Annotated in this window: 20 protein-coding genes; 7 read left to right on the top strand and 13 right to left on the bottom strand. The window is 58.9% G+C overall.

Going from position 1 to position 23502, the window contains the following annotated elements:
• Positions 1–248 precede the first annotated feature (248 nt).
• The 8 genes from ACVVH8_RS18670 to ACVVH8_RS18635 form a co-directional block, all read right to left on the bottom strand.
• The gene (locus tag ACVVH8_RS18670) at positions 249–1001 is read right to left on the bottom strand and encodes a secretin N-terminal domain-containing protein (RefSeq protein WP_475225514.1); all 753 of its coding nucleotides are present in this window, start codon (positions 999–1001) and stop codon (positions 249–251) included.
• A 254-nt stretch (positions 1002–1255) separates the two neighbouring features.
• The gene (locus ACVVH8_RS18665) at positions 1256–1681 is read right to left on the bottom strand and encodes a GNAT family N-acetyltransferase (protein ID WP_475225512.1); all 426 of its coding nucleotides are present in this window, start codon (positions 1679–1681) and stop codon (positions 1256–1258) included.
• On the bottom strand, positions 1674–2843 hold the full coding sequence (locus tag ACVVH8_RS18660; RefSeq protein WP_201237675.1) for a ribosomal protein uL16 3-hydroxylase: 1170 nt from the start codon (positions 2841–2843) through the stop codon (positions 1674–1676). Before ACVVH8_RS18660 ends, ACVVH8_RS18665 begins: the two co-directional genes overlap by 8 nt.
• A gap of 86 nt (positions 2844–2929) precedes the next feature.
• Entirely contained in the window at positions 2930–4300 is a 1371-nt protein-coding gene (gene purB, locus ACVVH8_RS18655) for an adenylosuccinate lyase (protein WP_003223822.1), read from the bottom strand.
• Between the two features lie 126 nt (positions 4301–4426).
• Entirely contained in the window at positions 4427–5050 is a 624-nt protein-coding gene (gene hflD / locus ACVVH8_RS18650; protein ID WP_103306789.1) for a high frequency lysogenization protein HflD, read from the bottom strand.
• The gene (mnmA, locus tag ACVVH8_RS18645; protein ID WP_475225509.1) at positions 5047–6171 is read right to left on the bottom strand and encodes a tRNA 2-thiouridine(34) synthase MnmA; all 1125 of its coding nucleotides are present in this window, start codon (positions 6169–6171) and stop codon (positions 5047–5049) included. The genes hflD and mnmA overlap by 4 nt, the downstream gene beginning before the upstream one ends.
• Positions 6172–6230: 59 nt before the next feature.
• The gene (locus tag ACVVH8_RS18640; RefSeq protein WP_475225506.1) at positions 6231–6677 is read right to left on the bottom strand and encodes an NUDIX hydrolase; all 447 of its coding nucleotides are present in this window, start codon (positions 6675–6677) and stop codon (positions 6231–6233) included.
• Positions 6678–6882: 205 nt separating this feature from the next.
• A complete protein-coding gene (locus tag ACVVH8_RS18635; protein ID WP_103306786.1) occupies positions 6883–9108 on the bottom strand; it encodes an NADP-dependent isocitrate dehydrogenase in 2226 nt (741 codons plus the stop codon).
• Between the two features lie 481 nt (positions 9109–9589).
• Here ACVVH8_RS18635 and icd point away from each other — a divergent pair, with 481 nt between their 5' ends.
• Positions 9590–10846, top strand: a complete 1257-nt coding sequence (gene icd, locus ACVVH8_RS18630; protein ID WP_095192705.1) for an NADP-dependent isocitrate dehydrogenase — start codon at positions 9590–9592, stop codon at positions 10844–10846.
• A 78-nt stretch (positions 10847–10924) separates the two neighbouring features.
• Here icd and ACVVH8_RS18625 read toward each other — a convergent pair whose 3' ends face one another.
• A complete protein-coding gene (locus ACVVH8_RS18625; RefSeq protein WP_212809455.1) occupies positions 10925–11206 on the bottom strand; it encodes a cold shock domain-containing protein in 282 nt (93 codons plus the stop codon).
• 224 nt (positions 11207–11430) lie between these two features.
• On the opposite strand from ACVVH8_RS18625, the gene clpS reads away from it, so the two are divergent.
• Positions 11431–11814 (top strand): ATP-dependent Clp protease adapter ClpS, encoded by a 384-nt coding sequence (gene clpS / locus ACVVH8_RS18620; protein WP_011334948.1) that lies wholly within the window; start codon positions 11431–11433, stop codon positions 11812–11814.
• Between the two features lie 30 nt (positions 11815–11844).
• A complete protein-coding gene (gene clpA, locus ACVVH8_RS18615) occupies positions 11845–14115 on the top strand; it encodes an ATP-dependent Clp protease ATP-binding subunit ClpA (protein ID WP_103306784.1) in 2271 nt (756 codons plus the stop codon).
• A gap of 1329 nt (positions 14116–15444) precedes the next feature.
• On the opposite strand, the gene infA is transcribed toward clpA, so the two are convergent.
• From infA to trxB, 4 genes are all read right to left on the bottom strand, one after another.
• On the bottom strand, positions 15445–15663 hold the full coding sequence (gene infA / locus ACVVH8_RS18610; protein ID WP_002553999.1) for a translation initiation factor IF-1: 219 nt from the start codon (positions 15661–15663) through the stop codon (positions 15445–15447).
• A 112-nt stretch (positions 15664–15775) separates the two neighbouring features.
• Positions 15776–16483 carry an arginyltransferase gene (locus ACVVH8_RS18605; RefSeq protein ID WP_103306781.1) on the bottom strand — a complete coding sequence of 236 codons (708 nt, stop codon included), beginning with the start codon at positions 16481–16483 and terminating at the stop codon, positions 15776–15778.
• A gap of 57 nt (positions 16484–16540) precedes the next feature.
• Positions 16541–17221 (bottom strand): leucyl/phenylalanyl-tRNA--protein transferase, encoded by a 681-nt coding sequence (gene aat, locus ACVVH8_RS18600; RefSeq protein ID WP_315448940.1) that lies wholly within the window; start codon positions 17219–17221, stop codon positions 16541–16543.
• A gap of 62 nt (positions 17222–17283) precedes the next feature.
• Complete coding sequence (gene trxB / locus ACVVH8_RS18595; RefSeq protein WP_475225503.1) at positions 17284–18243, bottom strand: thioredoxin-disulfide reductase; 960 nt, start codon at positions 18241–18243, stop codon at positions 17284–17286.
• A 263-nt stretch (positions 18244–18506) separates the two neighbouring features.
• Between trxB and ACVVH8_RS18590 the strand changes: the two genes are divergently transcribed.
• The 4 genes from ACVVH8_RS18590 (at position 18507) to crcB (ending at position 23496) form a co-directional block, all read left to right on the top strand.
• Positions 18507–20948, top strand: coding sequence for a DNA translocase FtsK (locus ACVVH8_RS18590; protein WP_166223936.1), 2442 nt, complete (start codon positions 18507–18509; stop codon positions 20946–20948).
• Between the two features lie 67 nt (positions 20949–21015).
• Complete coding sequence (lolA, locus tag ACVVH8_RS18585; RefSeq protein ID WP_008087013.1) at positions 21016–21636, top strand: outer membrane lipoprotein periplasmic chaperone LolA; 621 nt, start codon at positions 21016–21018, stop codon at positions 21634–21636.
• 163 nt (positions 21637–21799) lie between these two features.
• Positions 21800–23122: a replication-associated recombination protein A gene (locus ACVVH8_RS18580; protein ID WP_475225501.1), complete on the top strand. Its 1323-nt coding sequence runs from the start codon at positions 21800–21802 to the stop codon at positions 23120–23122.
• Positions 23122–23496 (top strand): fluoride efflux transporter CrcB, encoded by a 375-nt coding sequence (gene crcB / locus ACVVH8_RS18575; RefSeq protein ID WP_103306776.1) that lies wholly within the window; start codon positions 23122–23124, stop codon positions 23494–23496. The genes ACVVH8_RS18580 and crcB overlap by 1 nt, the downstream gene beginning before the upstream one ends.
• Positions 23497–23502: the final 6 nt, after the last annotated feature.

Here is a 23502-nt window from a genome sequence, read left to right as displayed (position 1 = left end):
TTCCGTCCCTCGGGACAACTTCGTTCCAGTCGGCAACCTCGTCAAACACGCCTTGTGGGCGGTACAGACACGAAGCGGTTCGCGGGGTAGGTGCGAACATCGCTTCGAAGGCCCTTGCCAGGGCCTCTGATTAGCGGGAGCGAGGCCATCATGCCTTCGCTTTTTTAACCCGTCAAACATTTTGTAGTGCTTTTTTTCAAGCACTACATCTTTCGTCTAATACGACTAATCAGTCAGTTTTCGGTGCTTTAGTCCAAGGCGTCGACTTTGACCTTCAGGGTCATGTCATCCCGGCCTTGAGTCGAGTAGCTGCGGGTCAGGCCCTGTTTATCAGCCTGAGTCTGGCGATTCACGCCCGCCAGCGTGATCCATTCACCCAGGCGTCCGCTGACCGTTGTGTCGGTGCTTTGCACGTTCACTACATCGGGACGTTCCTGGCTCATGCGGTCACGGTTGGTACTGATCGCCAGATGAACGATGTCGCCGGTGACGCTGGCGGTGACATAGAAACCCTGGGTGACGTTGCGATATTGGGTCTGGCTGCTGTAGTCGCCGTAGGAATTGCTCTGGCTGCTGGTGATCGGCACGCTCTGGCCAACCTGAATCAGTGCGGGCATGCCGTCGGTGGCCTGCACCTGCTGCACGCCGCCGTCGCGGCTGGCGGTGCTGCGACTGATGATGCGCGTTTGCGCGCCGTTGACTGAATAACCTTCGTCGCCACGACCATTGTTTTCATTGGTGTCGACTGTGATCAGCAGGCGCTTCGGCGCGGTGTCGAGCTGGGTGATCAGTGCCTTGAGTTCCTGGATCTTGTCCGGCTCGGCCTTGATGATCAGTTGATTGCCATAGGCACTGACCTGGCCGTCCTTGCCGAGAAAGTCTTGCGCCATCGGCAGCATGTCGGCGCTGGTGCGGTAATTGAGTGGCACGATTTCTGTGGCTGCCATCACCGAGAAACTGCAACCAAGCAGCAGGGTGGTGAGCAGGGTGCGTAGGGACATGTCCGTTATCTCCGCTTTCGAAAGGCTTGATATTGCCAGTTTGTCGGCCCGGGGTGGGGCAAGTTGAATCGTAGACAGCAAAACGCCCCGGCATCCGAAAATGGCGGGGCGTTTTGAGAGCTGCTCTTGTGGTGATCGTTCCCACGCTCGGCGTGGGAATGCAGCCAGTGACGCTCTGCGTCACATGTCGCAAGGGACGCGGAGCGTCCCGAGAGGCATTCCCACGCAGAGCGTGGGAACGATCAGGGCAGCGTTCAGGCCGAATGGCGAACCATGTCGACATGCGGAATTCCTGCTTCCAGGAACTCCTCACTGACCAGGCTGAAACCCAGGCGCTCATAAAACGCCGTGGCCTGCACCTGAGCGCTGAGCATCTGCTGTTCCAGACCGCGCGCTTCCGCTTCGGCAATCACCGCTTGCATCAGCGCATCGCCGACCTTCATCCCGCGCCAGTCCTTCAGCACCGAAACCCGGCCGATGTGTCCATCGGGCAACAGGCGGGCAGTACCGATCGGAAAGTCGCCTTCGAACGCCAGAAAATGCACTGCAGTCGCGTCATCCGCGTCCCATTCCAGCTCAGGGGGTACCGATTGTTCGGCGATGAACACCGTTTCACGAATGCGCCGGATCTCGGCGATGTCCTTTTGCCAGTCTGCGACACGTACGCGAATCTTATTCATCGGCGAACCCCAGGCTGCCTTGCTTGACCAGTTCGCACAGCAGGCCGCGACCGTCTTCATCGTTCAGCCACTCACCGAGGTTGTCGGTGTGCAGGGCGTCGGCGGCGCAGATCAGCTTCAGCAGCTCGCGCAGTTTGCCCGGCAAATAACGGCTCTGGCCGCTGGCGAACAGCAGCAGATCGTCATCGACTTCCGACCAGGCCAGGCGCGCGCTCGGGTTGCGGATTAGTATCGCGCCATCTTGCAGGGCGCTGAGGAAGTCTTCTTCTTCGACTTCTTCCGGGCCAACCACCAGTTCCGGGTAGCGCGGCTCGGTCATGTACTGGCCGAACCAGGTCAGCAGCAGGCGCTCGTCGCTCATGTGCTCGGCGAGCAGGCTCTTCAGGCGATCCAGTGCGTCATGTTGAATCTGGTGTGGATCGGCCGCTGGCTGCGCGTCGGCATCGGTGTAACGTTCTTCGTCGGTCAGGAACTGGCTGAGGAAGTCGGTGAAGTGGGTCAGTACTTCGGAGGCGCTCGGTGCGCGGAAGCCAACCGAATAGGTCATGCAGTTGTCGACCGCGACACCGCAGTGGGCCAGGCGTGGCGGCAGGTAGAGCATGTCGCCCGGTTCCAGCACCCACTCTTCGGTCTCATGGAATTCGGCGAGGATGCGCAGGTCCGCGTGTTGCAGCAGCGGGCTCTCGGAATCGCACATCTGGCCGATTTTCCAGTTGCGCTTGCCGTGACCTTGCAGCAGGAACACGTCGTAGTTGTCGAAGTGCGGACCAACGCTGCCACCCGGGGCGGCGAAGCTGATCATCACGTCGTCGACGCGCCAGCTCGGCAGGAAGCGGAAGTTTTCCAGCAGCTCGCTGACTTCCGGTACGAATTGATCGACTGCCTGAACGAGCAGGGTCCACTCTTTTTCCGGCAGCTTGCTGAATTCGTCTTCAGCGAACGGGCCGCGACGCAGTTCCCATGGGCGCTCGCCGTGTTCGATCACCAGACGCGATTCGACTTCTTCTTCCAGGGCCAGGCCGGCCAGTTCGTCGGCGTCGATCGGGCTTTCGAAGTCAGGAATCGCCTGGCGGATCAGCAGTGGCTTTTTCTGCCAGTAGTCGCGCAGGAATTCGCGCGCCGTGAGACCGCCCAGAAGTTGAAGAGGAATATCGGAATTCATATGTAACCTATTGAAAAAAAGCACTTTTCAGACGGGAATAAAAACGCCCGGCGCGGCCGGGCGTCTCAAACGGGTCAAGCGGTCGATCAGATGCGTTTGGCTTGCGCTACAGCGTTGCCGATGTAGTTGGCCGGGGTCAGCTGTTTCAGCTCGGCTTTCGCTTCGGCTGGCATGTCCAGGCCGTCGATGAAAGTCTGCAACGCTTCAGGGCTGATGCCCTTGCCGCGGGTCAGTTCTTTCAGCTTCTCGTACGGGTTTTCGATGTTGTAACGACGCATCACGGTCTGGATCGGCTCAGCCAAAACTTCCCAGCAAGCGTCGAGGTCAGCGGCAATCTTTTGCTCGTTGAGCTCCAGTTTGCTGATGCCTTTGAGGCTGGCTTCGTAAGCGATCACGCTGTGGGCGAAGCCGACACCGAGGTTGCGCAGTACGGTGGAGTCGGTCAGGTCGCGCTGCCAGCGGGAGATTGGCAGTTTGCTCGCCAGATGCTGGAACAGTGCGTTGGCGATGCCCAGGTTGCCTTCGGAGTTTTCGAAGTCGATCGGGTTGACCTTGTGCGGCATGGTCGACGAACCGATTTCACCAGCGATGGTGCGCTGCTTGAAGTAACCCAGGGAAATGTAGCCCCAGATGTCACGGTCGAAGTCGATCAGGATGGTGTTGAAGCGCGCAATGGCGTCGAACAGCTCGGCAATGTAGTCGTGCGGTTCGATCTGCGTGGTGTACGGGTTGAAGCCCAGACCCAGTTCGTCTTCGATGAAAGCGCGAGCGTTGGCTTCCCAGTCGATCTGCGGGTAGGCCGACAGGTGCGCGTTGTAGTTGCCGACAGCACCGTTGATCTTGCCCAGCAGCGGCACGGCAGCGACTTGAGCGATCTGGCGCTCGAGACGGTAGACCACGTTCGCCAGCTCTTTACCCAGAGTGGTCGGAGAGGCTGGTTGGCCGTGGGTACGCGACAGCATTGGCACGTCGGCAAAACGGATGGCCAGTTCGCGGATGGCGTTGGCAGTCTGGCGCATCAGCGGCAGCATCACGTCGTCACGGCCTTCGCGCAGCATCAGGGCGTGGGACAGGTTGTTGATGTCTTCGCTGGTGCAGGCAAAGTGGATGAACTCGCTGACCTTGGCCAGCTCCGGCAGCTTGGCCGCCTGCTCTTTGAGCAGGTATTCGATCGCCTTGACGTCGTGGTTGGTGGTGCGCTCGATTTCTTTGACGCGCTCGGCGTGCTCCAGCGAGAAGTTTTCAGCCAGTTCATTGAGAACGGCGTTGGCCTCGGCGGAGAAGGCTGGCACTTCCGGGATACCGGCGTGGGCGGCGAGGCGCTGGAGCCAGCGCACTTCAACCAGAACGCGGGCACGGATCAGGCCGTACTCGCTGAAAATCGGGCGCAGGGCCTGGGTTTTGCCGGCGTAGCGGCCGTCAACAGGGGAAACCGCAGTGAGCGAAGAAAGCTGCATGGGGTGTTCTCGGACAGTCGGGCAACGAAATGGGGCGCGTATCATACATGAAAAAATCCGCCGGTCCGTTGCCAACTGACCGGCGTATTACGCGTTACAGGCTACAAAACTTTTATTGCGTGGCGTTTACTCGCTGCGCAGCAACGGATACAGCTCTTTGAGCAATTTGCGACGGCTGATCACCAATTGCCAGCGGTGGCCGCCGAGCTGTCGCCACAGGCGCGCTGAACGGATACCGGCGAGCAGCAGGGCGCGGATCTTCGAGGCGTTGCTCGGCTGCTGCAGGTTGCGCATGTCGCCATGCACCTGAATGCGTTGGCGCAGGGTGCTCAGGGTGTCCTGATACAGCGCACCGCAAGCGGCGACGACGTTTTCGTGGGCCGGGCCGAAGTGTTCGACCTGCGACTGAATTTGCGGCAGGCGCTTGCCGATGGTGTCGAGCATGTCGTCACGCTTGGCCAGCTGACGTTCCAGACCGAGCATCGACAGGGCATAACGCAACGGCTCGCGCTGCAAGGTGCTCGGATCGCGCTCCAATGCGCCGATCAGCGCTCGATAGCCTTCGCGCAGATTGAGGTCGTCGCCGCCGTAAACATCCAGTGTGTCTTTCGGATCGCGTACCAATAGGCTGCCGAGCATGCAGCTCAGGCCGGCCTCGCTGGTCTGGCCGGTCTTGGCGATCCGGTCGACCAAAACAGCGGCGAGAAACACACCGCCGAGCGCCGTCAGTTGCTCCTGAGTCGGGCTCATGCCTGACCGCTCCACGGCTCGGCGACTTCGATCACGCCGCCACCGAGGCAGATTTCACCGTCATAGAACACCACGGACTGGCCCGGCGTCACTGCGCGTTGCGGTTCGTCGAACACGGCGCGGTAGCCGCTGGCGGTTTTTTCCAGGGTGCAGGCCTGATCGCTCTGGCGATAACGCACTTTCGCGGTCAGGCGCAGCGGCTGGCTCAGGTCGATCGGGTTGACCCAATAGATTTCCGACGCGAGCAGGGCGCCGGAGAACAGCCACGGGTGGTTGTTGCCCTGGCCGACGATCAGCTCGTTGGTGTCGAGATCCTTGTGCAGCACGTACCACGGCTCGTCGCCGGCATCTTTCAGACCACCGATGCCGAGGCCCTGGCGCTGGCCGATGGTGTGGTACATCAAGCCGTGGTGGCGGCCGATGACTTCGCCTTCGGTGGTCTTGATCTCGCCCGGTTGCGCCGGCAGATATTGCTTGAGGAAATCGCTGAAACGACGCTCGCCGATGAAGCAGATCCCGGTGGAATCCTTCTTCTTGGCGGTCGCCAGCTCGTATTTCTCGGCAATGGCGCGCACTTGCGGCTTTTCCAGTTCGCCGACCGGGAACAGCGTCTTGGCGATCTGTTCGCCGCCGACGGCGTGGAGGAAGTAGCTCTGATCCTTGTTCGGATCGAGGCCCTTGAGCAGTTCGGTGCGGCCATCGATATCGCGACGACGCACGTAGTGGCCGGTGGCGATCAGGTCGGCGCCGAGCATCATGGCGTAGTCGAGGAACGCCTTGAACTTGATCTCGCGGTTGCACAGGATGTCCGGGTTCGGTGTACGCCCGGCCTTGTATTCGGCGAGGAAGTGCTCGAACACGTTGTCCCAGTACTCGGCGGCGAAGTTGGCAGTGTGCAGCTTGATGCCGATTTTGTCGCACACGGCCTGGGCGTCCGCCAGGTCGTCCATGGCGGTGCAGTATTCCGTTCCGTCGTCTTCTTCCCAGTTCTTCATGAACAGGCCTTCCACCTCATAACCCTGCTCGATCAGCAGGAGAGCGGAAACGGAAGAGTCCACGCCGCCGGACATGCCGACAATGACGCGCTTCTTGGATGTGTCAGAAGGGGCTGGATCACGCATAGGGATTCAATGAGTGTCTTGAAAAAGGACGCGATTCTATCAGGCTCACGTCCTCAAGGCTAAAGAGAAGGGCGGATCAGTTCGAGGCTGAAGTGATGACCGGCCAGATAATCGTCGATGCAACGGATGATCAGCTCGCTGCGCCAGTTGTCGCGTTGGGCGATTAATTCGTCGCGGCTCAGCCACTTGGCGCCGACGATGCCGTCGTCGAGTTGATAATCCGGGTGGTGTTTGACGGCTTTGGCGCTGAAGCACACGCGCTGGTATGTCACGCCGTTGCTCGGGGCGGTGTACAGATAAATGCCGACGACGCCGATGGGTTCGACGTCCCAGCCGGTTTCTTCGAGGGTTTCGCGGATGGCGGCTTCGATCAGGGTTTCGTTCGGGTCGAGATGGCCGGCCGGCTGGTTGAGTACGTTACGCCCGGCTTTGTGCTCTTCGACCATCAGGAAACGGCCGTTGTCCTCGACGATAGTGGCGACGGTGATGTGGGGGAGCCATTCCATACGGTGTCCTCGTTTTTGAATATTGGAACCCGATCCCTGTGGGAGCTGGCTTGCCAGCGATGGCGGCCTATCATTCAGCATTGAAGGTGACTGATCCACCGCTATCGCTGGCAAGCCAGCTCCCACAGGGTTTTGTGGTGATCATAAAACCCGGAAACACAAACCCCGGCGCTGGGCCGGGGTCTGTGATGTTCCCTTTACAACCTTAAACCAGCGCAGCAATCGCCGCGTTGAAGGTTGCGCTTGGACGCATGGCCTTGCTGATCAGCTCGGCGTCGGCGTGGTAGTAACCGCCGATGTCCACTGGCTTGCCCTGAACGGCATTGAGCTCGGCAACGATGGTTGCTTCGTTCTCGGTCAGGGTTTTGGCCAGGGTCGCGAACTGCGCTTGCAGTGCAGCGTCTTCGGTCTGGGCGGCCAGGGCCTGAGCCCAGTACAGCGCCAGGTAGAAGTGGCTGCCGCGGTTGTCGATGTTGCCGACTTTGCGCGATGGCGACTTGTTGTTGTCGAGGAACTGGCCGGTAGCCTGATCCAGGGTCTTGGACAGAACCAGTGCTTTCGGGTTGTTGTAGTTCACACCCAAATGCTCAAGGGACGCCGCCAGTGCGAGGAACTCGCCCAGCGAATCCCAGCGCAGGAAGTTCTCTTCAACCAGTTGCTGCACGTGCTTCGGAGCCGAACCGCCGGCACCGGTTTCGAACAAGCCACCGCCGTTCATCAGCGGCACGATCGACAGCATCTTGGCGCTGGTGCCCAGTTCCATGATCGGGAACAGGTCGGTCAGGTAGTCGCGCAGTACGTTGCCGGTCACCGAGATGGTGTCCTTGCCTTCGCGGGTGCGCTGCAGGGTGTATTTCATGGCGTCGACCGGCGCCATGATCTGGATGTCCAGACCGGCAGTGTCGTGATCCTTCAGGTAAGCCTGAACTTTCTCGATCACTACGCCGTCGTGAGCGCGCATCGGGTCCAGCCAGAAAATAGCCGGGGTGCTGCTTGCGCGGGCACGGTTGACGGCCAGTTTGACCCAGTCCTGGATCGGCGCGTCTTTGGTCTGGCACATGCGGAAGATGTCGCCGGCTTCAACGGCCTGTTCCATCAGCAGGGTGCCTTTGCTGTCGGTCACGCGAACCACGCCGTCAGCCTTGATCTGGAAGGTCTTGTCGTGCGAGCCGTACTCTTCGGCTTTCTTCGCCATCAGACCAACGTTTGGCACGCTGCCCATAGTGGTCGGATCGAAAGCGCCGTTGGCTTTGCAATCTTCGATCACAGCCTGGTAGATGGTCGCGTAGCAACGATCCGGGATCACAGCCTTGGTGTCGTGCAACTGACCGTCGGTGCCCCACATCTTGCCGGAGTCACGGATCATCGCTGGCATCGAGGCGTCGACGATAACGTCGCTCGGCACGTGCAGGTTGGTGATGCCTTTGTCGGAGTTGACCATCGCCAGCGACGGACGAGCGGCGTAGACCGCGGCCATATCAGCTTCGATCTGTGCTTGCTGCTCGGCCGGCAGGGCCTTGATGCGCGCGTACAGATCGCCTATGCCGTTGTTCAGGTTGAAGCCGATCTGGGCCAGCACGTCAGCGTGCTTGGTCAGTGCGTCTTTATAGAACTCGGCAACGATCTGGCCGAACATGATCGGGTCGGAGACCTTCATCATGGTCGCTTTCAGGTGCACCGACAGCAGCACGCCTTGCGCCTTGGCGCTGTCGATTTCAGCAGCGATGAACGCGCGCAGAGCGTTTTTGCTCATCACGGCGCAGTCGAGGATCTCGCCAGCCTGAACGGTGGTTTTTTCTTTCAGGACGGTCGCGGTGCCGTCTTTGGCGATCAGCTCGATCTTCACAGCGTCAGCGGCGTCGATCAGGGCAGCTTTTTCGCTACCGTAGAAATCGCCGGTGCTCATGTGAGCGACGTGGGACTTGGAGTCTTTGGCCCAGGCGCCCATTTTGTGCGGGTGCTTGCGAGCATAGTTTTTAACCGACAGCGGAGCGCGACGGTCGGAGTTGCCTTCACGCAGAACCGGGTTCACGGCGCTGCCCTTGACCTTGTCGTAACGCGCCTTGGCGTCTTTGTCGGCGTCGCTGGTCACGGTTTCCGGGTAGTCCGGCAGGTTGTAACCCTGAGCTTGCAGCTCTTTGATCGCGGCTTGCAGCTGTGGCACCGAAGCACTGATGTTCGGCAGCTTGATGATGTTGGCTTCAGGCGTAACGGCCAGGTCGCCCAGTTCGGCGAGGTGGTCGGCTACGGCTTTGTCACCCAGTTGCTCGGGGAAGCTGGCCAGAATGCGCGCTGCAAGAGAGATATCGCGGGTTTCCACGGCGATATCGGCCGAGGCGGTGTAAGCCTCGATGATCGGCAGCAGGGAATAGGTGGCGAGGGCTGGAGCTTCGTCGGTGAAGGTATAGATGATCTTCGAGCGGGTGGGCATATTCGGATTAACTCTCTCTTCTTTGCTAAAGCGTGCGCAGAAACTCGAGGGGCGCCGGGTAAGCGCGTTCGTTCAAAGTCATCCATGAACCGAATGTCGAGATTCTTCGCGGTGATGTTGGGTGCATCAGTAGAGCGTCAAGCAGTCGGACTGCGGTAACAACCCGACCAATCAGGCGGAAAGTCTCGTGCTAGAGAGGCCAGCCGTCGTGACCCTGTGGTCAGCGGGCGGCATTATACATAGGTAGCTGGCAATCTGCCGATGGTTCATATGCAACGAATCTCGTCCATTGGTCTAAAGGTCGCAGGGCGGGGTGGGGCGTAGAGTCGTCGCGAATGCTTGAGTTTGGCGCTTTTCCCTTTGCTTTCAGGCTTGTACGAAACCAGATGTGCTCGCGCCGTGAACAGAGGGTTTGCGTGTTGATTTAACTGGGTTACGCTCGAACCAAGCCAGATGTTCAATCCAAACAATGGAGTTCAGCATGGGTTACAAGAAGATTCAGGTTCCAGCCGTCGGCGACAAAATCACCGTCAATGCAGACCATTCTCTCAATGTTCCTGATAACCCGATCATCCCCTTCATTGAAGGTGACGGCATTGGCGTCGACGTCAGCCCTGTGATGATCAAAGTGGTTGATGCTGCCGTAGAGAAAGCCTACGGAGGCAAGCGCAAGATTTCCTGGATGGAAGTCTACGCTGGCGAAAAAGCGACTCAGGTCTATGACCAGGACACCTGGCTGCCCCAGGAAACACTGGACGCGGTCAAGGATTACGTGGTTTCCATCAAAGGCCCGCTGACCACGCCGGTCGGTGGCGGTATCCGCTCGCTGAACGTGGCCCTGCGTCAGCAACTCGATCTCTATGTATGCCTGCGCCCGGTGGTGTGGTTCGAAGGTGTGCCAAGCCCGGTGAAAAAGCCCGGCGACGTCGACATGGTGATCTTCCGCGAGAACTCCGAAGACATTTATGCCGGGATCGAATGGAAGGCCGGCTCCCCTGAAGCCACCAAGGTCATCAAGTTCCTCAAAGAAGAAATGGGCGTCACCAAGATCCGTTTCGACCAGGATTGCGGCATCGGCATCAAGCCGGTTTCCAAAGAAGGCACCAAGCGCCTGGTGCGCAAGGCCCTGCAATATGTCGTGGACAACGATCGCAAGTCGCTGACCATCGTGCACAAGGGCAACATCATGAAGTTCACCGAAGGTGCCTTCAAGGACTGGGGCTACGAGGTGGCTAAGGAAGAATTCGGTGCCGAGTTGCTCGATGGCGGCCCGTGGATGAAGTTCAAGAACCCGAAAACCGGGCGTGAAGTCATCGTCAAGGATGCCATCGCCGACGCCATGCTCCAGCAGATCCTGCTGCGCCCGGCCGAATACGATGTGATCGCCACCCTGAACCTCAACGGTGACTACCTCTCCGACGCGCTGGCGGCGGAAGTGGGCGGTATCGGTATCGCGCCGGGCGCCAACCTGTCCGACACCGTGGCCATGTTCGAGGCCACCCACGGCACTGCGCCGAAATATGCCGGCAAGGACCAGGTCAACCCGGGTTCGGTGATTCTGTCGGCCGAGATGATGCTGCGCCACTTGGGCTGGACCGAGGCGGCAGACCTGATCATCAAAGGCACCAACGGCGCGATCAAGGCCAAGACCGTGACCTACGACTTCGAACGTCTGATGGAAGGCGCCACGCTGGTGTCTTCTTCGGGCTTCGGTGAGGCGCTGATCAAACACATGTAAGCATCGCAGGCATGCGAAAACCGCCCGACTCGAATGATCGAGTCGGGCGGTTTTTTTCTGGCAGGCGATAAACTGGTTTTAGCTGGTGACCGATTGCGCCAGAGCGGCGGCCGAGGCTGCATCTGTTGCGGCTGGCTCGTTTTGAATTTTTATCGCATGCAGGCCTTTCGGGCCTTGCACGATGTCGAATTTCACCTGCTGTCCCGCTTTCAGGGTTTTATACCCGTCCATCTCAATGGCGGAGTAGTGCGCAAAGAAATCGATCTCTTTGCCATCCTCATCGCGACCCTCATGGGTATCGGTGTTGATGAAACCGAACCCCTTGGCATTGTTGAACCATTTCACCTTGCCGACAGCCATGCTCAAATCCCTCTGCAACAGACTCCATCGCTGGAGTATCATCCAAGTCATCCGCAATCTAATCCGTTAAAAGGATTGACTCCGCGGATCTTTTTTACCCACTGTGGGCTCTATTGGTTGTAACACCGTTTTCCCGATAGTCAAGGTGACCGGGCAGTCGGAGTTGAAAACGTGAACAACCGCCCCCACCACTGTATTTGCACAACTGACGAACCTTTCTTTCCATGCATGCAATCAGCCAGATTCGACTAACATTCAATCAGGATCGCCCGCTTCTCCAAAAGGATCTTCCACAGGAGCACGACGACGATTCGGCAGGCGTTGCTGTTCAGGAAGCAAAGCCTGCGTTACAGGCGCCGCCGATGTACAAGGTGGTTTTGTTCAACGATGACTACACACCGATGGATTTCGTCGTCGAAGTGCTCGAGGTGTTTTTTAACCTGAATCGCGAGCTGGCGACCAAGGTCATGCTGGCCGTCCACACAGAAGGGCGGGCAGTATGTGGAGTGTTTACCCGCGACATCGCCGAGACAAAGGCCATGCAGGTCAACCAGTACGCCAGGGAAAGCCAGCATCCGCTACTCTGTGAAATCGAGAAGGACGGTTAATCGCCGACCACTTGGGTATGAGGTGAAGCTATGTTAAACCGCGAGCTCGAAGTCACCCTCAATCTAGCCTTCAAGGAGGCTCGTTCGAAACGTCATGAATTCATGACCGTCGAACACCTGCTGCTGGCCCTATTGGACAATGAGGCTGCCGCCACCGTTTTGCGTGCCTGCGGCGCAAACCTCGACAAACTCAAGCATGACCTGCAGGAGTTCATCGACTCCACCACGCCATTGATCCCCGTTCATGACGAAGATCGCGAAACCCAGCCAACCCTGGGCTTCCAGCGTGTACTGCAACGTGCTGTTTTCCACGTACAGAGCTCGGGCAAACGCGAAGTAACTGGCGCCAATGTGCTGGTTGCAATCTTCAGTGAGCAAGAGAGTCAGGCAGTGTTCCTGCTGAAACAGCAGAGCGTTGCGCGCATCGATGTCGTCAATTACATCGCACACGGCATTTCCAAAGTGCCGGGGCATGGCGATCACTCTGAAGGTGAACAAGATATGCAGGACGACGAGGGCGGTGAGTCTTCTTCCTCAGGCAATCCTCTGGATGCTTATGCCAGCAACCTCAACGAACTCGCGCGCCAGGGTCGCATCGATCCGTTGGTCGGCCGCGAATCGGAAGTCGAGCGTGTCGCGCAGATTCTTGCGCGTCGGCGCAAAAACAATCCGCTGCTGGTCGGTGAGGCAGGTGTGGGTAAAACCGCGATTGCCGAAGGTCTGGCCAAGCGCATTGTCGACAACCAGGTGCCGGATCTGCTGGCCAACAGCGTCGTTTACTCGCTCGACCTTGGTGCTTTGCTCGCGGGCACCAAGTATCGCGGTGATTTCGAGAAGCGCTTCAAGGCGCTGCTCAATGAACTGAAAAAGCGTCCGCAGGCGATCCTGTTCATCGACGAGATCCACACCATTATTGGTGCCGGCGCTGCGTCCGGTGGCGTCATGGATGCCTCGAATCTGCTCAAGCCGCTGCTGTCGTCTGGCGACATTCGTTGCATCGGTTCGACTACGTTCCAGGAATTCCGTGGCATCTTCGAGAAGGATCGTGCCTTGGCACGGCGCTTCCAGAAAGTCGATGTCGTCGAGCCGTCGGTGGAAGACACTATCGGCATCCTGCGCGGCCTGAAAGGGCGTTTTGAAGCGCACCACAACATCGAATATAGCGATGAGTCGTTGCGCGCCGCTGCTGAACTGGCGTCGCGCTACATCAATGACCGGCATATGCCGGACAAGGCCATCGACGTGATCGACGAGGCGGGCGCCTACCAGCGTCTGCAGCCGGTCGAAAAACGTGTGAAGCGCATTGAAGTGCCACAGGTCGAAGACATCGTGGCGAAGATTGCGCGGATTCCGCCGAAGCACGTCACCAGTTCCGACAAGGAACTGCTGCGTAATCTGGAGCGTGACCTGAAGCTGACGGTGTTTGGTCAGGACGCCGCGATCGATTCGCTGTCGACTGCGATCAAGCTGTCCCGTGCCGGCCTCAAGTCGCCGGACAAGCCAGTCGGTTCGTTCCTGTTCGCAGGTCCGACCGGTGTCGGTAAAACCGAGGCCGCGCGGCAATTGGCCAAGGCCTTGGGGATCGAGCTGGTTCGCTTCGACATGTCCGAGTACATGGAGCGCCACACCGTATCGCGTCTGATTGGTGCGCCTCCAGGCTATGTCGGTTTTGATCAGGGCGGTCTGTTGACCGAAGCGATCACCAAGCAACCGCATTGCGTATTGCTGCTCGATGAAATCGAGAAGGCGCATCCGGAAGTCTTCAACCTGCTGCTGCAGGTCATGGATCACGGCACGCTGACCGATAACAACGGGCGCAAGGCGGATTTCCGCAATGTGATCGTGATCATGACGACCAACGCCGGTGCCGAAACGGCGGCGCGTGCTTCGATCGGTTTCACTCATCAGGACCACTCGTCTGATGCGATGGAAGTGATCAAGAAGAGCTTCACGCCGGAGTTCCGTAACCGTCTGGACACCATTATCCAGTTTGGTCGCCTCAGTCATGAGGTCATCAAAAGTGTGGTGGACAAGTTCCTTACCGAGCTTCAGGCGCAGCTGGAAGACAAGCGTGTGTTGCTTGAGGTTACTGATGCGGCGCGCAGTTGGTTGGCGGCGGGTGGTTATGACTCGGCGATGGGTGCGCGTCCGATGGCGCGTCTGATTCAGGACAAGATCAAGCGTCCGTTGGCGGAGGAGATTCTGTTTGGCGAGCTGGCCGAGCATGGCGGTGTGGTTCACATCGACATCAAGGATGGTGAGTTGACCTTTGACTTTGAGACTACCGCTGAGATGGCCTGACGGCCTGTTGTAAGCGAAAGGCGCCTTCGGGCGCCTTTTTGTTGTCTGGAGTTTTTGGGTTTTGGGTGTATATCCGTTGCTGCGGTGATGGCGGCTTAGGGTTCCGCCCTTACGGCGGGTCACTTTTTCCAGACGCCGAAAAAGTAACCAAAAAGGCTTTACCCTGACGTACGGCCCTCGCTGTGGCTCGGGTTCCTTCGCTGCGGGATCGATCCGGGGGTCATCGCCTCCGGTTTGCTTCGCTGCACCTCCTCTCGATGTGTTTGGCTGCGCCAAACGGTCGCTGCACCTCCTCTCGATGTGTTTGGCTGCGCCAAACGGTCGCTGCGCTCCCACCCCGGATCAACCCCTCCGCTCAGCCTTCCGACGGGCGTTGAGATCAAAAGCGGTACTCGAGCTAACGCTCATTGTGTTGAGTGGTGAAGATCAGGAGCGGTACTTGAGCTAACGCTCATTGTGTTGAGTGGTGAAGATCAAGAGCGGTACTTGAGCTAGCGCTCATTGTGTTGAGTGGTGAAGGTCAAGAGCGGTACTTGAGCTAACGCTCATTGTGTTGATTGGTGAAGGTCAAGAGCGGTACTTGAGCTGACGCTCATTGTGTTGAGTGGTGAGAAGCGTGTGGTCGGCTTTGGTTTTGTGTTGGGTTTGCCCCTCACCCCAGCCCTCTCCCCAAGGAGAGGGAGCCGATTTGTGAGCCTTTCGAATCCGAGTTCGACTCGGTATTTCATGTCGGCGTAGCTCTCTCAAACACCTAGGCCAGTCCTCTCTCCCTCCGGGAGAGGGCTATGGTCCAAGGAGAGGGAGCCGATTTGCGAGCCTTTCAGAATCTGAATTCGACTCGGTATTTCATGTCGGCGTAGCTCTCTCAAACACCTCGGTCAGTCCCCTCTCCCTCCGGGAGAGGGCTAGGGTGAGGGGCTTTTGATTTGGCTGTTGATCCTGCTCTTGATCTTCAGGCCCATCGGCAGGCCGAGCGGAGGTGTTCATCCGGGGTAGGCGCGCAGCGCCGTTTGGCGAAGCCAAACACATCGAGAGGAGGTGCAGCGCAGCAAACCGGAGGCGATGCCCCCGGATGGACACCGTAGCGAGGGAACACTGAGCCTAGGCGAAGTGCCGTACGTCCGGGAGCAGCCCTTTTGGTTACTTTTGGGGCGTTTGCCAAAAGTGACCCGCCGTAAGGGCGGAACCCTAATCAGCCGTTACCGCAGCAACGGATATGCTCCCAAACCCCAAACCCCAAACCCAAAGACCCCAAGACCCCAAGACCCCAAGCAAATCGCAGACAAACAAAAACGCCCGGCATAAACCGGGCGTTCTGTATTGACTTGATTAACGAGCGCGGTAAGTAATGCGCCCTTTGCTCAAATCATAGGGCGTCAGCTCGACGCGCACTTTGTCACCGGTAAGAATACGAATGTAGTTCTTGCGCATCTTGCCGGAAATATGCGCGGTTACGACGTGCCCATTTTCCAACTCCACACGAAACATGGTGTTGGGCAGGGTGTCGACGACAGTGCCTTCCATTTCGAAGCTGTCTTCTTTCGACATGCAGTAAAGCCCTCGGTATCCAATGAATGGCCCGGTGCAACTGCGCCAGGCAAAAGCGGCGTGCATTGTGCCCGAAAAATGGTGTTTACGCCAAGGGGTTTACGGCTTGTGTTCAGTTCAAGATGACCCAGCGCTGATTAATCAGCAGTTCGATAGGGCGATATTGGGTCTTGTAGTTCATCTTTTTGCAGTTTTTGATCCAGTAACCCAAGTACACCGCCTCAAGCCCCAGGCGCTGGCTCTCGGCGATTTGCCACAGGATGGCGAAACGGCCAAGGCTGCGGCGTTCTTCGGCCGGTTCGTAAAACGTGTACACCGCTGACAGGCCGTTAGGCAGCAAATCAGTCACCGCGACAGCCAGCAACCGTCCGTCGAGACGAAACTCGTAAAAACGCGAGAAGGGCAGATCGCGCACCAGAAAAGTCGAGAATTGATCACGGCTCGGTGGGTACATGTCGCCGTCGGCGTGACGCTGTTCGATGTAGCGCTGATACAGATCGAAGTATTCTTCACTGAACTGGGGTTTGGCCGGGCGCACCTGCAAATCGGCGTTGCGCTTGAAAATCCGTTTCTGCTGACGGTTGGGGGTGAACGGCGCCACGGGAATGCGCGCAGGCACGCACGCATTGCAATTCTGGCAATGGGGGCGATACAAGTGATCGCCGCTGCGACGAAAGCCCATTTCCGACAGGTCTGCGTAGACATGCACATCCATGGGCTGACTTGGGTCGAGAAACAGGGTCGTGGCCTGCTCCTCAGGCAGATAACTGCAAGAGTGAGGCTGAGTGGCATAGAACTTCAAGCGCGCCAACTCGGTCATGATCAACCCTCGGGATAAGCTGGTGAATTAAGTGTAAGCCACGCGCGCAAAAGTCGCTCAGCAAACCCAGGTGGCGTGATTGGGTTGATCCAGATGTCGGGCCAGATAGTTGGCGAATTCGAGGCGGGGAATCGCCCGAGCGCCGAGGCTGTGCAGATGGTCGGTTGGCATCTGACAGTCGATCAGCACAAAACCCGAGTCCTTCAGATGCCGCACCAGTGTGGCAAAGCCATATTTGGAGGCATTGTCGGCGCGGCTGAACATCGACTCACCAAAAAACAGCTGCCCCATCGCCAGCCCGTACAGACCGCCGACCAATTCGCCCTGATCCCGGACTTCGACAGAATGGGCGAAGCCGCGACGATGCAGTTCAACGTAGGCGTTCTGCATGGCTTCGGTGATCCAGGTGCCGTCGGCGTAATCCCTGGGCGCAGCGCAGGCACGGATCACCGCTTCAAAGTCCTGATCGAAGGTGACTTGGTAGCGCTCCTTGCGCAGCAGTTTGCTCAGGCTGCGTGAGACGTGCAGTTCGTCGGGAAACAAAACCGTGCGGGGATCCGGCGACCACCAGAGAATTGGCTGGCCTTCGGAAAACCACGGAAAGCAGCCATGGCGATAAGCCTGAATCAGACGATCGGCGGACAGATCGCCACCTGCGGCGAGCAATCCGTTGGGGTCGCGCATGGCCTTTTCCAGTGGAGGAAAAGTCAGGGAGTTGCGTTGTAACCAAGTCAGCATGGCATCCAGGCTTGCAGAAGGGGAGGGCGGTGCGGGCTGTTTGCCCGCGATAAAGTGTGCCGTTAAATGACCGGAATGTCGTCCAGATACTTCTCTGCATCCAGCGCCGCCATGCAGCCGGCACCGGCTGAGGTCACTGCCTGGCGATAAACATGGTCGGCGACGTCGCCGGCGGCAAACACGCCGAGGATCGCGGTGGACGTGGCGTCGCCGTCGCTGCCGCCCTTGATCAGCAGATAGCCGTCGCGCATCGGTAACTGGCCCTCGAACAGGTCGGTGTTGGGTTTGTGACCGATGGCGATGAACACGCCGGCCAGCGCCAGTTCACGGGTTTCGCCGGTGTGGCTGTCACGCAAACGCGCGCCAGTGACGCCGCTGGCATCGCCAAGCACTTCATCGAGATTCTGGTTCCAGTGCAGGCGCACATTGCCGGTGGCGGCTTTCTCGAAGAGTTTGTCCTGAAGGATTTTCTCCGAACGTAATTTGTCGCGGCGATGGATCAGGTGGACTTCTTTGGCGATGTTGGACAAGTACAGTGCTTCCTCGACGGCAGTGTTGCCGCCGCCGACCACCGCGACCACCTGATTGCGGTAAAAGAAGCCGTCACAGGTCGCACAGGCGGAAACGCCTTTGCCGGCGAAGGCTTCCTCCGATGGCAGGCCGAGGTATTGCGCCGAAGCACCGGTGGCAATGATCAGGGCATCGCAGGTGTAAGTGCCGCTGTCGCCAATGAGTTCGAACGGGCGCTGCTGCAACTTGGCGGTGTGGATGTGGTCGTAAACGATCTCTGTGGCAAAGCGTTCAGCGTGTTTCTGCATGCGTTCCATCAGCACCGGGCCCGTGAGGCCTTCGACGTCGCCGGGCCAGTTGTCGACTTCGACCGTGGTGGTGAGCTGGCCGCCGGCCTGCAACCCGGTAATCACCACGGGTTTGAGGTTGGCGCGGGCGGCGTATACGGCGGCGCTGTAACCGGCCGGGCCGGAGCCGAGAATGATCAGGCGTGAATGCTTCGCTGCGTTCATCAAATACACCTCATAAGCCTTTGTCACAAAAGGTAATGCATGCTCAAATTGAACCGCAGGTCTTGTCGGCTTGGCTATGCTCAACACTGGGGTTTGAAGCATGGCATCAAGCGCACAAACCCGTACAATGCCGGGCTGTTACAGAATATTCGCCGCGCGCCGTGTTTATAAAACCCTGAGCGCAGTGTTAAAAGTAGTCTCAGTTGCACCCGTTAACTTTTTTACCTGCCTGGATTGGGCAGTTTTTTATCGTCATTCAATAGATGGACGCGCCTCGGCGCAGGAAAAGTAGCGTTTTGAAGAAATCCACCGAAGCACCAAAAACAGTCGTTCCGCTCTGGCGCCAACAGTTGCACTACCGGCTCAAGGAAGGTGCATTGATCGCCATCGGCGCTCTGTGCCTGTTCCTGATGATGGCGTTGCTGACCTACGGCAAGGACGATCCGGGCTGGAGCCATAACAGTAAGATCGACGACGTGCAGAATTTCGGCGGCCCGGCGGGCTCCTACAGCGCCGATATCCTGTTCATGGTGCTCGGCTACTTCGCCTACATTTTCCCGTTGCTGCTGGCGATCAAGGCGTATCAGATCTTCCGTCAGCGCCACGAGCCGTGGCAGTGGAGCGGCTGGCTGTTCTCCTGGCGCCTGATCGGTCTGGTGTTTCTGGTGCTCTCCGGTGCCGCGCTGGCGCACATTCATTTTCATGCCGCGACCGGTCTGCCGGCCGGTGCCGGTGGCGCACTGGGCGAAAGCCTTGGCGATCTGGCGAAAAACGCCCTGAACATTCAGGGCAGCACGCTGCTGTTCATCGCCCTGTTCCTGTTCGGCCTGACCGTGTTCACCGACCTGTCGTGGTTCAAGGTGATGGACATCACCGGCAAAATCACCCTCGACCTGTTCGAGTTGTTCCAGGGCGCGCTCAACCGCTGGTGGTCGGCGCGTACCGAACGCAAGCAACTGGTGGCGCAACTGCGTGAAGTCGATGACCGCGTGCACGATGTGGTCGCCCCGACGGTGACTGACAAGCGTGAGCAGGCCAAAGTCAAAGAACGCCTGATTGAACGTGAGCAAGCGCTGAGCAAGCACATGTCCGACCGCGAGAAGCAGGTCCCGCCGGTCATCGCTCCGGCACCGGCCAAGGCTCCCGAGCCGAGCAAGCGCGTGCAGAAAGAGAAACAGGCACCGTTGTTCGTCGACAGCGCCGTGGAAGGCACCTTGCCGCCGATCTCGATTCTTGATCCTGCGGAAAAGAAACAACTCAATTACTCGCCGGAATCCCTGGCTGCGGTCGGCCACTTGCTGGAGATCAAGCTCAAGGAGTTCGGCGTCGAGGTCACGGTGGATTCGATCCACCCGGGCCCGGTCATTACCCGTTACGAAATCCAGCCTGCGGCCGGCGTCAAGGTCAGTCGCATCGCCAACCTCGCCAAAGACCTTGCACGTTCTCTGGCCGTGACCAGCGTGCGAGTGGTCGAGGTGATTCCGGGCAAGACCACCGTCGGTATCGAGATCCCCAACGAAGACCGGCAGATCGTGCGCTTCTCCGAAGTGCTGTCGACGCCCGAGTACGACAACTTCAAATCGCCGGTCACTCTGGCGCTGGGCCACGACATCGGCGGCAAACCGGTCATCACCGACCTGGCGAAGATGCCGCACTTGCTGGTGGCCGGTACGACCGGTTCCGGTAAGTCGGTCGGTGTGAACGCGATGATCCTGTCGATCCTGTTTAAGTCTGGCCCGGAAGACGCCAAGCTGATCATGATCGACCCGAAAATGCTTGAACTGTCGATCTACGAAGGCATTCCGCACTTGCTCTGCCCGGTTGTGACCGACATGAAGGACGCCGCCAACGCCTTGCGCTGGAGCGTTGCCGAGATGGAACGTCGCTACAAACTGATGGCGAAGATGGGCGTGCGTAACCTGTCCGGCTTCAACGCCAAGGTCAAGGAAGCCCAGGACGCCGGCGAGCCGTTGAGCGATCCGCTGTACAAGCGCGAAAGCATTCACGACGAAGCACCGCTGCTGCAGAAGCTGCCGACCATCGTCGTGGTGGTCGACGAATTCGCCGACATGATGATGATCGTCGGCAAGAAGGTTGAAGAACTGATCGCCCGTATCGCGCAAAAGGCGCGGGCGGCGGGTATTCACTTGATCCTCGCGACCCAACGACCTTCGGTGGACGTGATCACCGGTCTGATCAAGGCCAACATTCCGACGCGTATGGCGTTCCAGGTGTCGAGCAAGATCGACTCGCGGACCATCATCGACCAGGGTGGCGCCGAACAACTGCTCGGTCACGGTGACATGCTCTACATGCCACCGGGCACCAGCCTGCCGATCCGCGTTCACGGCGCGTTCGTTTCCGACGATGAAGTCCACCGTGTGGTCGAAGCGTGGAAACTGCGCGGCGCGCCGGAATACAACGATGACATCCTCAACGGTGTCGAAGAGGCGGGCAGCGGCTTTGAAGGCAGCAGCGGCGGTGGTGATGGTGATGATCCGGAAGCCGACGCACTGTATGACGAAGCCGTACAGTTCGTGCTGGAAAGCCGCCGTGCCTCGATTTCCGCCGTACAGCGCAAGCTGAAGATCGGCTACAACCGCGCCGCCCGGATGATCGAAGCCATGGAAATGGCTGGCGTCGTCACCTCGATGAACACCAACGGTTCCCGTGAAGTCCTGGCCCCGGGCCCGGTGCGCGACTGATTGCAAAAGCAAGAGGCGGGACAATGATGTCCCGCCGCTCTCCCAACGAGTATTCAAGAGGACTCCCATGCGTCTTATCCGCATGCTGCTGCCAGTACTGGCTTTGACCACACTCACGGCCCACGCCGATGACAAGGACGTGGCTCGTTTGACCCAATTGCTGGAAACATCCAAGACCCTGAGCGCGAACTTCTCGCAACTGACCCTCGACGGCAGCGGCACTCAGTTGCAGGAAACCACCGGCGACATGACCCTGCAGCGTCCGGGCCTGTTCTACTGGCACACCAATGCGCCGGCCGAGCAGACCATGGTTTCCGACGGCAAGAAAGTCACCCTGTGGGACCCGGATCTTGAGCAAGCCACCATCAAGAAGCTCGACGAGCGCCTGACCCAGACCCCGGCACTGCTGTTGTCCGGTGACGTATCGAAGATCAGCCAGAGCTTCGACATCAGCGCGAAAGAGGCGGGCGGTGTAATCGACTTCACCCTCAAGCCAAAAACCAAGGACACCCTGTTCGACAACCTGCGCCTGTCGTTCCGCAACGGTCTGCTCAACGACATGCAACTGATCGACAGCGTCGGCCAGCGCACCAACATCCTGTTTACCGGGGTCAAGGCCAACGAGCCGGTGCCAGCGTCGAAGTTCAAGTTCGACATCCCGAAGGGTGCGGACGTGATTCAGGAATAAACATATGATTTGTGGGGTCGAGCCTTTGTGGTGAGGGGATTCATCCCCGATTGACTGCGCAGCAGTCACCTTTTTTGGGGCCGCTTCGCAGCCCATCGGGGATGAATCCCCTCGCCACAGGGTTTTCCACAAAATTCGAAATTCGAGGTTTCAACGGTACGTGATGGATTTGTTTCGCAGTGCACCGATTGCTCAGCCACTGGCCGCGCGTTTGCGTGCGACCAATCTGGATGAGTACGTCGGTCAGGAGCACGTGCTCGCTCGCGGCAAGCCTCTGCGTGAAGCGCTGGAGCAGGGTGCCCTGCATTCGATGATCTTCTGGGGCCCGCCGGGTGTGGGCAAGACCACACTGGCGCGGTTGCTCGCGGAAGTCTCGGATGCACACTTTGAAACGGTCTCGGCGGTGCTCGCCGGGGTCAAGGAGATCCGTCAGGCCGTTGAAATCGCCAAGCAGCAGGCCGGCCAGTACGGCAAGCGTACGATTCTGTTTGTCGATGAAGTACACCGCTTCAACAAGTCTCAGCAGGATGCGTTCCTGCCCTACGTTGAAGACGGCACGCTGATCTTCATCGGCGCCACCACCGAAAACCCTTCGTTTGAACTGAACAACGCGCTGTTGTCGCGGGCTCGCGTCTATGTGCTGAAGAGCCTCGACGAGGCGGCGCTGCGCAAACTCGTGCACCGCGCCCTCACCGAAGAGCGCGGCTTAGGCAAGCGCAACCTGACGCTCAACGACGAAGGCTTCCAAATGCTGCTGTCGGCCGCCGATGGCGACGGCCGGCGTCTGCTCAATCTGCTGGAGAACGCGTCGGACCTGGCCGAAGACAACAGCCAGATCGGTACCGAGCTGCTGCAAAGCCTGCTCGGCGACACACGTCGGCGTTTCGACAAGGGTGGCGAAGCGTTCTACGACCAGATCTCCGCACTGCACAAGTCGGTGCGCGGCTCCAACCCCGACGGTGCGCTGTACTGGTTTGCGCGGATGATCGACGGCGGCTGCGATCCGCTTTATCTGGCCCGACGCGTGGTGCGCATGGCCAGCGAAGACATCGGCAATGCCGATCCGCGCGCCCTCAGCCTGTGCCTGGCCGCATGGGAAGTGCAGGAACGTCTCGGTAGCCCGGAAGGCGAGTTGGCGGTGGCGCAGGCCATTACCTATCTGGCCTGCGCGCCGAAAAGCAACGCGGTGTACATGGGCTTCAAAACGGCCCTGCGTGCCGCCGCTGAAAACGGCTCACTGGAAGTACCGTTGCACCTGCGCAACGCGCCGACCAAGCTAATGAAACAATTGGGCTACGGCGACGAATACCGCTACGCCCACGACGAACCGGATGCGTATGCCGCCGGCGAAGATTATTTTCCGGAAGAACTCGAGCCGATTCCGTTCTACCAACCGGTGCCCCGAGGCCTTGAGTTGAAGATCGGCGAGAAGCTCAACCACCTCGCGCAACTCGACCGTTTAAGCCCAAGACAGCGGAGAAAATAGTGCTTCCATTGATCATAGCGGTCTCCGTCGGCGGGATTGCCGGCACATTATTGCGCTTCGCCACTGGCAATTGGGTCAACGCCAATTGGCCGCGGCACTTCTATACCGCGACGCTGGCCGTTAATATCGTGGGCTGCCTGCTGATTGGCGTGTTGTACGGCCTGTTTTTGATACGCCCGGAAGTGCCGATCGAGGTGCGTGCCGGGTTGATGGTCGGCTTCCTCGGGGGGCTGACGACTTTTTCATCCTTTTCACTGGATACGGTGCGCCTGCTGGAAAGCGGGCAAGTGTTGCTGGCCCTCGGCTATGCGGCACTCAGCGTATTCGGCGGGCTGCTCGCGACGTGGGCTGGCCTGTCCCTGACCAAACTTTGATAACGA

The sequence above is a fragment of the Pseudomonas trutticola BRTCR10 genome (assembly GCF_056155105.1).
This window is presented reverse-complemented; position numbering and strand designations above follow the sequence as displayed.